This is a genomic window from Photobacterium ganghwense (genome assembly GCF_003025595.1).
Classification (GTDB): domain Bacteria; phylum Pseudomonadota; class Gammaproteobacteria; order Enterobacterales; family Vibrionaceae; genus Photobacterium; species Photobacterium ganghwense.
The window spans coordinates 1,292,342-1,303,798 of record NZ_PYMI01000001.1; the positions used below are offsets into that span (position 1 = coordinate 1,292,342).

The window sequence follows — 11,457 nt, forward strand, 5'->3', positions numbered from 1 at the left end:
GCATAGTAGGAAGCGATGGATATTTAAGCACTCGGCTATTTTTACACATGCTCAGCCCTAATTAGGCTAAGGTTAGATTCGGAGGGATCCCGAATGACTTCTGCAATGGAACAACTCGTCGCACACACCATCCTGCAAGGCTTTGACGCCATGTACGGACGGTTTCTTGATGTGACTGCTGGCGCTCAGGAGCGATTTGAATCGCAAGACTGGCCCGCCGTTCAGCAGGCACTGAAAACCCGGATTAATTTTTATGACCACCACGTTGGTCTGGTCACCAGTCAGATTCAGATCATGCTGGGAAAGCAGTATGCCAGCCACAGTTTTCTGATGGCGGTGAAAAATGCTTATGAAGATCTGCTGCTGGACTATCCGCGCTACGACATTGCAGAAAGTTTTTTTAATTCCGTATACTGCCGTATTTTCGAGCACCGTAATATCAATCGTGACAAGCTGTTTGTGCACAGTTCCCAGGAAGGGCGGATTCCCTCCTATCCCACCGCGCTGACCCGGCTGTACAATACCGGCGCAGGACTGGACACGCTGCTGGAACGGGTGATGGATGACTGCCCTTTTACGCTTTGCTGGGAAGATAAATACCGTGATATTCAGGAGCTGAGCCAACGGCTGCAGGCGGTGTTACCCGATACCCTGAGTACCCCGCCGGTGATCGAGATGATCCGCGAGCCCTTTTACCGGAACAAGGCAGCTTACCTGATTGGCCGGGTCCGGCTTGATGACTACCAGTTTTTCCCGCTGGTTCTGCCAGTGCTGACCACCGCCAACAATGAACTCTTTATCGATGCCTGCCTGACCAACGTCGATGACGTCAGCATCCTGTTTGGCTTCGCCCGTTCCTACTTCATGGTCTATGCCCCGGCGCCGGCGGCACTGGTGCGTTTTTTGGGAGAGCTGCTGCCCAAGAAAACCAAAGCTGAGCTTTACACTGCGATTGGCTGTCAGAAACATGCCAAAACCGAGCTTTATCGTGAATTTTTGCGTCATATGGCCAATTCGGATGATCAGTTCGTGCCCGCCCCAGGGATCAAAGGGATGGTCATGTCGGTGTTCACCCTACCCTCATACGGTTTTGTGTTTAAAATCATCAAAGACAAATTCGCACCGCAAAAAGATATCAGCCATGCGGTCGTCAAAGAAAAGTACCGTCTGGTTAAAGAACATGATCGGGTAGGCCGAATGGCTGACACCCAGGAATACCGCAATTTTACGTTTGACCGCCACCGTTTCAGTGACGAGTTACTGGACGAACTGCTGGCCGTAGCGCCGTCCATCATTACCGTGACCGATACCCAGGTCATCATCAAACATCTTTATACCGAGCGGCGCATGATTCCGTTTAACCTGTATATCGAACAGGCCAACGATGACGACTTGCGCCACGCGGTGGACGAATACGGCAAAGCCATCAAACAACTGGCCGCTGCGAATATTTTCCCCGGCGACATGCTGTTCAAGAACTTCGGGGTGACCCGTCACAAGCGGGTGGTGTTCTATGACTACGATGAAATCAGCTACATGACTGAGATGAATTTCCGGCGGATTCCGCCGCCACGCCACCCGGAAGATGAACTGGCGTCAGAGCCCTGGTACAGCGTCGGTATTAACGATGTATTCCCGGAAGAGTTTCGCACCTTCCTGCTGATCAACCCCAAAGTACGGGCGCTGTTTGAGGAACTGCACAGTGATCTGTTTGATCCGGCTTACTGGCAACACCTGCAGCATAACATTACCGACGGGCTGTTTGAGGATGTATTCCCTTACCCCAATTCGCTACGGCTATCACGTTTTCAGGTAACCGACGGCAACCCCGAGAAAGAGAATATGGCAGAGGGGCGCAGCCTGTGAAAACGCTCTGACGTGGAGTGTCTTTTTCCGGCAACCTAGCCTAGTATTATTTTGCTAAGAAATGGATAAATAATTCACAAAAGAAAAACAGGGAAGGTGATCAATGCGTAATTTGCTAATCACAATTACCCTGTTGGTAGTGGCCTTACCGACAGCAGCGGCAGAAAGCGACCCGCTCACTCTGCTGGATGACAAATCGAAATCCGGGTGGTTTCTGACCTCCCAGTCCCGAGGTGCGGAGCAGTTTGATCTGTGGCAGATCGACAGTGGTTATACGTACGCCCTGACAGACAAAACCGAGGTTTATTTAAGTACGCGTCTAAAAACGTCGACCAGTACGCAACCGGCCAGCCGAGGCTTACTGTCCGGGGTCAAGTATTCCTTGTCTCCGCGTCTGAGCCTGCAAAGCGCCGTGACGTCTGAAACGGAAGATCGCGAAACCGTCATGGGGGTGGAAGTGTCGAGCCAGTTTGAGGTCACCGACAGACTCAACCTGCACGCGACCCTGGACTACGAGTCCCTTGAGCAGATCTATCAGGTAGGCATAGGTTTTCGTTTTTAGCCTCTAGCCTTTTCGTTTCTGACTCATGCCTCTGGCTCATACCGTAGTCAGGTTAAGCAGAACAGTATCCTGCCCCTTGAAACCGTGACACCAATGCCACCTTGGTACGAATGACATCAACGCACAAAAAGCAGGCTCCGTTGATCACTGAGCCTGTTTTTATGCCTGACGCCTGTCTTGTGTTTCACGATTGTGATTCATGAAAATGGCTAGTCTTTACCGCCGCAACCGCCAGCCTTCGTTTCTCGTCAGGTAACTTCCAACCTCGTTCACCTATCCCAGAGCCGTTTCCATGAGCCAGCAGATTGCTTCATGCGGACAACCGTGTTGGCCCCCGCGGCGTTACAGTTTAGATAAGTCCAGCGGCTCTTTGCTGAACACGATGCCGTTGCGATCGGCATAAAGCATATCACCGGGGTAAACCAGCGTATGGGCAACCGTCAGGGTCACATTCTCTTCACCTGTCTGACGTTTGACGGTTTTGATCGGGCACGTTCCCAGGGCTTTTACCCCAAGAGCCATGGTTCGCAGCGCACCGGCGTCACGCACAGCGCCATTGACGACAATTCCCTCCCAACCGTGTTTCTGTGCCAACAAGGCAAGCTGGTCTCCCAGCAAGGCCCGGTTACATGAACCATGACCATCAATAAACAGCACTTTACCGACACCTGAACGAGATACAATGTCACGCACCAGGCTGTTGTCTTCAAAGCAGCGCAACGTCACCACTTCACCGTAAAAAATATCGCGTCCGCCAAAATCCTGCATCGTCAATGGCAGCCAGCGAACCTCTCCCTCAAAGTTGTCACATAAGTCCGGGGTCAAATCCTGCATTTTTGGCTCCTGGGCTGTTGTCATTTTCTTCCCTCCTTCTGACTGAAAGCACTGCCTGTGCTTCTTTTGATGAATGTGCTTCTTTGGTTAAGTGTAGAGAAAGCTCGGCCAATCTCCCAATCTTTGTATCTCCTGGCCCTCAATTAAAACCGGCACTAAAAACAATTCGTTATCCTCAACCCAATATATGGCATTCTGCTCCCATTGCCGAGCCAGCTGGCGCACTTTGGTCAAGCTCAGTGGCACCACAAATCCCGGCTCCTGCCATTGCCCGTCCAACCCACTGCAGGTGATCGGCAACAGCTCCTGCACCAGAGTGCTGAGTTCCGCCGCCATTTGGGCATTGCGGTCAAGGTTTTCTCTTTTACTAAGAACAATGCTTCTCGGATTAAATGCTGTTAGAATTGCAAAACAAGGGTAAACAGGGTGTTGCTTGAGATTAAAGATGATTGACTGGTAGCTACACCACAGTGAGAGTTTTTCACACATAATCTGACAGCCCCTGGGCACGATGCATTTTTTTGTAGCGAATGTTAAACAAAGTAGCGAGTCGTAAAACACTTCATACGGTTTGATATAAATCAAGAAAGTGCCCGAAAGCAGCGCTGAAACAAAAACCAATTATTGTTAGCGAGCTGTTAAGTGAATACAATCGTCGCCATCCCACGGAAATAGAAGCCAATGCCCTCTATTTTGGGCTTTTTTCAGCGCGAAATGAAATATCATACTGAACGCTGGATTAAAGGATGGCGTACCAACAGGCAAACCATGGGTCTTACACGTCTTTTCCCCTCGACTTTGCCTGTATGTGAATTTTTTTTATAGAATTTAACTATTCTGTTTTTGACCAGATTCCGTTTTTAGATATTAGGTACTGCCAATGCAAACCCCTCACATTCTAATTGTAGAAGACGAGCACGTTACACGTAACACCCTGAAAAGCATCTTTGAGGCAGAGGGTTATACGGTCTTTGAAGCCAACGATGGCGAAGAAATGCATCAGATGCTGTCTGAGCACCCAGTTCACCTGGTGATCATGGACATCAACTTGCCGGGTAAAAACGGCCTGTTGCTGGCCCGTGAACTGCGTGAGCAAGGCGACATGGCACTGATGTTCCTGACCGGACGTGATAACGAAGTCGACAAGATCCTGGGACTGGAAATTGGTGCGGATGATTACATCACGAAACCATTCAACCCACGCGAACTGACGATCCGTGCCCGTAACCTGCTGACCCGTGCGATGAACCAGGGTCTGCCGACTGAAGACAAGCGTCTGGTTGAGCGTTATGAGTTCAACGGCTGGTCTCTGGAAATCAACAGCCGCTCTCTGGTTAGCCCAAATGGCGATCAGTTCAAGCTGCCACGCTCTGAGTTCCGTGCTCTGCTGCATTTCTGTGAGAACCCGGGCAAAATCCAGACTCGTGCCGAACTGCTGAAGAAAATGACTGGCCGCGAGCTGAAGCCACACGACCGTACGGTTGACGTGACTATCCGTCGTATCCGTAAGCATTTTGAATCTGTGGCTGATACACCGGAAATCATCGCGACCATTCACGGTGAAGGCTACCGTTTCTGCGGCGATCTGGACGAAGAGTAATCTTCGCACTGATACCCCGCCACAGGCTCAGCGCTGTGTGCACACTGCGTGTATCTGATGCTGTGGTTTAGGTAGTGCGATGGTTTGTGTGGTGCCAGTTTAACTGTTCGCTGCGGGCGGGCGAGAGAAGTTTTGTCTGAACGAAACGATATCAGAGTGCGACTTAAACGACACGCCACATAAACGGCAAACGACCTAAAAAAAGGCTCCTTACGGAGCCTTTTTTGTTTGTTGTATTGCTCGGTTCTGGCAGGTTGTCACACGCTTAGTGGGCCTGCTCCAGCAGCACGCCGGTTTCGACCAACACATGCTCCTGCCCTTTATACAGTAAAGTCACCGCAATATTGGCCTTACCGCCCGGCAGCCATTCAGGGCCGCCATTAATGGCAATTTCCAGTCCCTGCTTTTCCAGCACCCGAACATCGAGATTATTCTGGCTAAGCCACTGCTCATCATCCTGCGCCATCATAACCTGCATGATCTCCACGCCTTTCGGCAGCGGCTTATCATCGGCAGTGACAACTTTGATGGAAGCAAACAGCTTGTTGGCCGGGACGCTGCCGTCCTCACCTATCACCGGCATGGTATTCAGCCACAGTGCACTGTGGAGCGTGACCTTGGTCCCCTCCAGATCCAGCTCCGTTGGGGATTGCCAGATATCCACTTCAGCCGGCAATTTCACCGGCTCTTCTACCGCTACCGGCTGCTCGGCTTCCGGCGCCTTGGCTTTATCGGCCTGATCCGGTTCACCGCACCCGGCCAACGCAGCCAGCATTGCCAGAAGGATCCCATGCTGCCTTAATTTCATCACACTACTCCTGCTGGGCTAACCAGTCTTTCAACACCTGAAGATCATTCTGGTAGCCGTCTTTGATTTCATCGACCCAGTCATTGATGTTTTCCCACCAAGCCGGCAGTTCCGGCGACTGGGCTTTCTGTGCGACCTGCTGGATATGTTTGAGACCAATCGAGCCTGCCGCTCCTTTTATTTTATGCGCTTCAAACTTAATGCCATCTTGATCTTTGGCCATCATGTTGGAATCCAGTATGGCAATGTACTCCGGCATCTTCGCTTCAAACATCGCGATACTGTCATAAACCGGTTTCGTCCCGACAATCTCGACATACGAACTGAGCATTTCCAGATCCAGCAGCTTGCTGACCATGTCATCACTCAGTTGAGGGGTTGGTTCAGGCATTTCATCTATCTCCTCTTCCTCATCCAGCGGGCAGGTCAGCACCAGGCTCTGAATCACATCCGTGATGGCTTTGACGCTCAGCGGCTTGCTGATGGCATCATCCATGCCCTTATTCAGGTATTCGCTTTTATCTTTAATCACATTGGCCGTCAGGGCAACGATTGCAGGCAGGTGGTCATACTGCTCCCGCAGACGGGCCGCGATGTCAAAACCGGTCATGTCCGGTAACTGAATATCCAGCAGTACCAAGTCATACAACTCCGGATCGAACATTTCCAATGCTTCTTCGCCGCGCATCGCGATCGTGACTTCATGGCCGAGGCTCTCCAGCAGCGCTTTTGCCACCGTAATATTGAGCTCAATGTCCTCCACCATGAAGATGTTCAGGCTGGCCTGCGGCACACGCGGCATGGCTTCTTCCTCATCGTCCTCCAGCGCGGCGATCGGGGCGGTAATGGTCACGGTGAAGGTGCTGCCTTCGCCCACTTCCGACGACACGGTAATATCGCCTCCCATCATCTGCACCAGCTGACGGGATACCGCCAGTCCGATACCGGTGCCGACTGCATGCAGATTGTCGTTTTCGTCTTTCACCTGGTAATACATGGCGAAGATCTTCTCAAGTTCGCGACTCGGGATCCCAATCCCGCTGTCTTCAACCTCGAAGGTGATTTGCGCCTGATCGTCTTCCACCTCGCAGCTGACCGACATCACTACCCCGCCGTCTTTGGTGAACTTGGTGGCATTACTGATCAGGTTCCACAACACCTGACGCAGCCGGGTACCGTCAACTTCAATCCCGTGTGGCAAATCAGTCAGGCGCTCAAGGTCAAACCGCAGCCCTTTCTGCTCGGCCATCAGCGCCGAGATGGTGCCCATTTCCGACACAAACGCTTCAAAGTCGAGTGGTTTAGGCAGCAGTTCCAGACGACGGCGGTCCGATTTATCCATATCGATTATGTCGTTAAAAATATTGCCGAGGGTAATGGCACTGACGTAAATCGTTCGCATGTAACCACGCTGCTCTTCGTTCAGCGACGAGTTCATCAGCATCCGGCTCAGACCGACAATGCCGTTCAGCGGGGTACGCAGTTCATGGCTGATGGTCGAAATAAAGGCGGTTTTGTCACGGCTGGCTTTCTCCTGAGCATCCTGATACTGCTTGCGCTCGGTGATATCCCGGCCAAAGCCCATCAGCCCCAGGCGCCGTCCCTCACGGCTGTAGAACGGTACTTTTCGCAGCTCGAACACCGCTTTGCGGCCATCCGGGTATTCAAGCCATTGCTCGTAAGTCAGGGAAACATTCTGCTGGAAGACCTGCTGGTCGGTTTCCACAATCTTGCGCGCGATGTCTTCGCTGTAGACATCCCACGGCGTCAGACCGACCAGCTGTTTCTCGGTGCGGTTGGTCAGTTCTTCCATCGCCCGGTTGCAGCCGGAGAACTCCCCTTTTTCGTTACGGTAGTAAATCAGATCCGGCGAAGCATCGAGAAACGACTTCAGCAACGCGCTTTGCTCCGCCAGTTCCAGCTGAGCATTTTCCCGCTGGTACACTTCGTTCTCCAGATCCCGCATGGCTTCTTCACGGGCTTCTTCTGCTTTTTTCCGCTCTTCGATTTCCTGATTGAGCTGGGAAATATTTGCCTGCAGCTGCTTGTTGAGCTGCATATCGCGCGAGCGCATCTCTTCCAGCTTGGTCACCAGTTTTGACAGCCGCTGGCGCGACTCTTCCAGCTGATCCACCACAACAGAAAGGAAATACACCGCCCACGGTGTGATCAACAGACCAAACGTCACCGAACGCACGATATCAATATTGAGTACTTCGCCCTGCATCACCAGTGTGACACCAATCTGGACGACCACCGCCAGTGCCACCAGCGCCAAGGCCAGCAACATGCTAAAGCGGATAATCCCGAGCTTCACCAGCAGATCTACATAGAACTGCGCCAGAACCCTGATTTGTTTCATTCTTTAATCCCAGTCATTACTGCTGAGTTTATGATACTGGGCGAGTTGCCAGATCCCAAACGGTCATGACGGAATACCCGGTTTAGGCTCACAGTTTGGCACGAGAGATCCCTTCCCCGAGTGGCTCGGGGTGGGTAAAGATGGAGAGAATTTCGCCGGTAGGTCTTTCAGAATGGAGTGACTAGCGAGAATGCCCCTCGTCCGCCGGTTGTTACCAAGGCCTACCAGACGCGGGAGCTAATCAACGGTGGTTCGTGTCCGCCCCGGCGAGGTCAGCCACCGCGGTCAGCGACATGGTGCAGTTACGTCCGGCAGCTTTGGCTTTGTACAACGCAATATCCGCCATTTCAACCAGTTCGCCATAATCCTGATTCGGCTGTGGCGTCAGGGTGGCAACCCCGAGGCTGACCGTCAGCTTGGTATCCACTTCAGAATACAGGTGGGTCAGGCCGACATCTGCCAGCGCCTGATGAATTTCAGCCGCCACCACTTCGCCGCCGGGCAGATCCGTATTGGGTAACAAGAAAGCAAATTCTTCACCGCCGTAGCGGGCAACTTCATCGGTTTCCCGTTTGATGACGCTGCTGAAAATTTTCGCCACCTCACGCAGGGCGAAATCCCCCTGCTGGTGACCGTAATTATCATTAAACGCCTTGAAGTAGTCGATGTCACACAAGATCAGGGTCAGCGGCTGCTGCTCCCGCATGTGGCTGAACCAGAGTTTACGCATCTGCTCGTCAAAGCTGCGGCGATTGGCCACTTTGGTCAGGCTGTCGACAAAGCTCAGCTCCTGCAGCTCCATGATGGCATCGGCCAGTTGCTGCTCTGCCATCTTGCGTTCCGTCACATCCCGGGCCATCACCAGCACACCGTTGGTGCCATCGGTCGGATCCAAATATGGCGATTTAAGCACTTCGTACCAGATCGGCGTACCGTCTTCGAGCACCACATAATCGTCCGTTTTGATGCTGCGCCCTTCGTTGATCACCTTCTGATCCGTCTGACAGAACGACTCATATTGCTCACCCGTCAGCACATCCCGGGCACTTTTCCCCAGAAGCCCTGTCTGTGTATGGCCAAGCGCACGGGCAAAAGGCTCGTTGCAGATAACATACACCCCTTGCTCGTTATACATGCCGATCGGATCACGGCTGGCGCTGAGGATGGTATCGAGCAGGCTGTTGCGCTGTGCCAGCTCCTGCTCCGTGATTTCCCGCTTTTCGATTTCGCTTTTCAGCACTTCCTGCATTTCATGCCAGTCCGTCACATCGTGACTGATACTCAGGGTACCGAACACGCCGCCATTGTCATCCACCAGTTGCGTGCGGTTAGACTCCAGCAGGCGGCTGGTACCGTCCGGTGCCGTGGTCCAGGTGTGGCTGGCACTGTTGCCGATTCGCCCGACCTCTTTAATGCTTTCCATACCTTCGTCATACCGGCCGCGCCAGAAGCGATCGAACGCCTTATTGGTGCCAATCACTTCGCCCGCATTGTTCTGGAAATACACCAGTTCTGACAGGGAGTTCAGCACCTGCTGGAACAGTTTGGGCTCCTCCTCCAGCTTGATCTGGTTCCTCTGTGCGGCCTTGTCCGGCACGATAGACAGCAGCCAGCAGTCCTGCCACCGGCAGCGAATAGCCTGTCCGGAAATAGAGAGAGCAATCGGCTTACCATCGACACCCGGCAGCTCATCACGGACATGAACGAACTCCGACAGACTGGCCAGCGGGCGCAAAAAGTCACACAGCATGGTCGCACTCAGCGCATCAGGATAGAGATATCGGTCATTGATTTTGCGCACCCCCAGCAGCTCACGGCAGGCGCGGTTGGCATAAACCAGCTGACCGTCTTTACTGCGCACAATCGCGACAGCCATTGGCATGGCCGTCAGCAGACGGTGCAGCCGGCGAAAAGAGACAGAGCTCAGGTAACTGATCAGCAGGGTCAGAAAGCCGCAGCTGACCACCAGTACCAGAAGCAGCAAGGTATATTGCAGGGCAGAGCTTTCAAACGACTCAGGCTGCGCCGCCATGGCCGGTCCGGTTAGTCCCCAGCCGACAATACTGATAAGACGGGATCGGACCGCAGCAGACAGCCCGTGATGAAAAAGGAATGAGAGTAACGCGGCGCATCGAAAATTCGTCATGACAACGGAGTAAAAGCTCATAGTGACTCGTAATCTAACACAGAACCCGCACAGATCTTAACCTTCCGTTTGCTACTGATTGCACTATTTGAGAGGCTGAGCCCGTACAACGTCGAAGGGGGCTCCCAATGCCGCACCTTGTCCGCCGTTCACATTCAGATCACGGCCGATTTCGGTCATCGCCAGCCAGCGGTTTTCACACCATTCCGGCGCCAGCAGGGTCGGTTTGCGGGCACTGGCCGACACCCGGTGATACACCACCTCCGGCGGGGTACGCCGGATCATCTCCGCCGCAATCGCGCTGTAACTTTCCAGTGACAGGGCTGCCAAACGGCCGGCTTTCCAGGCCTGCCCCATTTTGCTGCCTTCAACAATATGGAGCGGGTGCAGCTTAATACCGTCCACGCCTGTCGCCACCACCTGATCGATCGTTGCCAGATTATCCTCACGGGAGTCCCCCGGCAGGCCGACAATCAGGTGAGCACACACTTTCAGTCCCAGCTCACGGGCACGGCGGGCTATCGTCTGATAACAGGCAAAGTCGTGACCGCGGTTAATGCGCTTCAGGGTTTTATCATTGGCGGTCTGTAGCCCCAGCTCCAGCCAGATTTCATAGCCCTGCCGCTGATACCCGGCCAGCAGGGCCAGCACGTCATCCGGCACGCAGTCCGGGCGGGTTCCTACACACAGTCCGACAATATCGGTGGTACGCAAGGCTTCTTCATACATCTGTTCCAGGCGCTGCACTTCCGCATAAGTACTGGTGTATGCCTGAAAATAAGCCAGATAGCGCTGGGCCCGGTTCACTTCTCCGGCGCGCGTCGCCAGCTGGACGCTGATGGGCTGATACTGGGCCTGCTCATCGGCAAAAGAGGCCACATTGCAAAACGTGCATCCTCCGCGCCCGATCGTACCGTCCCGGTTGGGGCAGCTGAATCCACCGTGCAGGGTCAGTTTATGGACTTTTTCACCGTAGCGGCGCTGTAAATCCTGGCCAAATGTATTCACCAGCTCATGCAGTTGCATTCTGTTTTTCCTCGGCTTGCAGGGAGTAACAAAGAGCCGCACAGCGTACCAGTCTCAGCACATTCCAAACTTGTGCCAAAGCAAGAAAGATACTTTTTATTTCATTTCACCAAGATGAAAATAACCTACATTTAAGAATGTAAAGAACATTCCACTTCCTTATTGGCTTTTTACTTACTTGACCCACACCTTCCAAAAATATGCAAAATGAGAACCATTATCGAATATTTAGCCAAATTAAATTACAAAACTA

9 protein-coding genes are annotated in these 11,457 nt (G+C 52.9%); 3 read left to right on the top strand and 6 right to left on the bottom strand.

Annotated elements, in window-relative coordinates; all coding sequences use genetic code 11:
- Positions 1-93: 93 nt before the first annotated feature.
- Together aceK and C9I92_RS05660 are read left to right on the top strand one after the other, a co-directional pair.
- On the top strand, positions 94-1,866 hold the full coding sequence (aceK, locus tag C9I92_RS05655; RefSeq protein WP_047886449.1) for a bifunctional isocitrate dehydrogenase kinase/phosphatase: 1,773 nt from the start codon (positions 94-96) through the stop codon (positions 1,864-1,866).
- 103 nt (positions 1,867-1,969) lie between these two features.
- Positions 1,970-2,428: a hypothetical protein gene (locus C9I92_RS05660; protein ID WP_047886448.1), complete on the top strand. Its 459-nt coding sequence runs from the start codon at positions 1,970-1,972 to the stop codon at positions 2,426-2,428.
- Positions 2,429-2,770: 342 nt separating this feature from the next.
- Here C9I92_RS05660 and C9I92_RS05665 read toward each other — a convergent pair whose 3' ends face one another.
- Together C9I92_RS05665 and C9I92_RS05670 are read right to left on the bottom strand one after the other, a co-directional pair.
- Positions 2,771-3,262, bottom strand: coding sequence for a putative 4-hydroxy-4-methyl-2-oxoglutarate aldolase (locus C9I92_RS05665; protein WP_047886615.1), 492 nt, complete (start codon positions 3,260-3,262; stop codon positions 2,771-2,773).
- 87 nt (positions 3,263-3,349) lie between these two features.
- Complete coding sequence (locus tag C9I92_RS05670) at positions 3,350-3,751, bottom strand: DUF3293 domain-containing protein (protein ID WP_047886447.1); 402 nt, start codon at positions 3,749-3,751, stop codon at positions 3,350-3,352.
- A gap of 391 nt (positions 3,752-4,142) precedes the next feature.
- On the opposite strand from C9I92_RS05670, the gene arcA reads away from it, so the two are divergent.
- Complete coding sequence (gene arcA, locus C9I92_RS05675; protein WP_047886446.1) at positions 4,143-4,862, top strand: two-component system response regulator ArcA; 720 nt, start codon at positions 4,143-4,145, stop codon at positions 4,860-4,862.
- 265 nt (positions 4,863-5,127) lie between these two features.
- Here the strand turns inward: arcA and C9I92_RS05680 are convergent, their stop codons facing one another.
- The 4 genes from C9I92_RS05680 to mnmL form a co-directional block, all read right to left on the bottom strand.
- Positions 5,128-5,670: a hypothetical protein gene (locus C9I92_RS05680; protein WP_047886445.1), complete on the bottom strand. Its 543-nt coding sequence runs from the start codon at positions 5,668-5,670 to the stop codon at positions 5,128-5,130.
- Positions 5,671-5,674: 4 nt separating this feature from the next.
- Complete coding sequence (gene arcB, locus C9I92_RS05685) at positions 5,675-8,032, bottom strand: aerobic respiration two-component sensor histidine kinase ArcB (RefSeq protein ID WP_047886444.1); 2,358 nt, start codon at positions 8,030-8,032, stop codon at positions 5,675-5,677.
- 241 nt (positions 8,033-8,273) lie between these two features.
- A complete protein-coding gene (locus C9I92_RS05690; protein ID WP_242551833.1) occupies positions 8,274-10,199 on the bottom strand; it encodes a diguanylate cyclase domain-containing protein in 1,926 nt (641 codons plus the stop codon).
- A gap of 63 nt (positions 10,200-10,262) precedes the next feature.
- Positions 10,263-11,204: a tRNA modification radical SAM protein MnmL/YtqA gene (mnmL, locus tag C9I92_RS05695; RefSeq protein ID WP_047886442.1), complete on the bottom strand. Its 942-nt coding sequence runs from the start codon at positions 11,202-11,204 to the stop codon at positions 10,263-10,265.
- Positions 11,205-11,457: the final 253 nt, after the last annotated feature.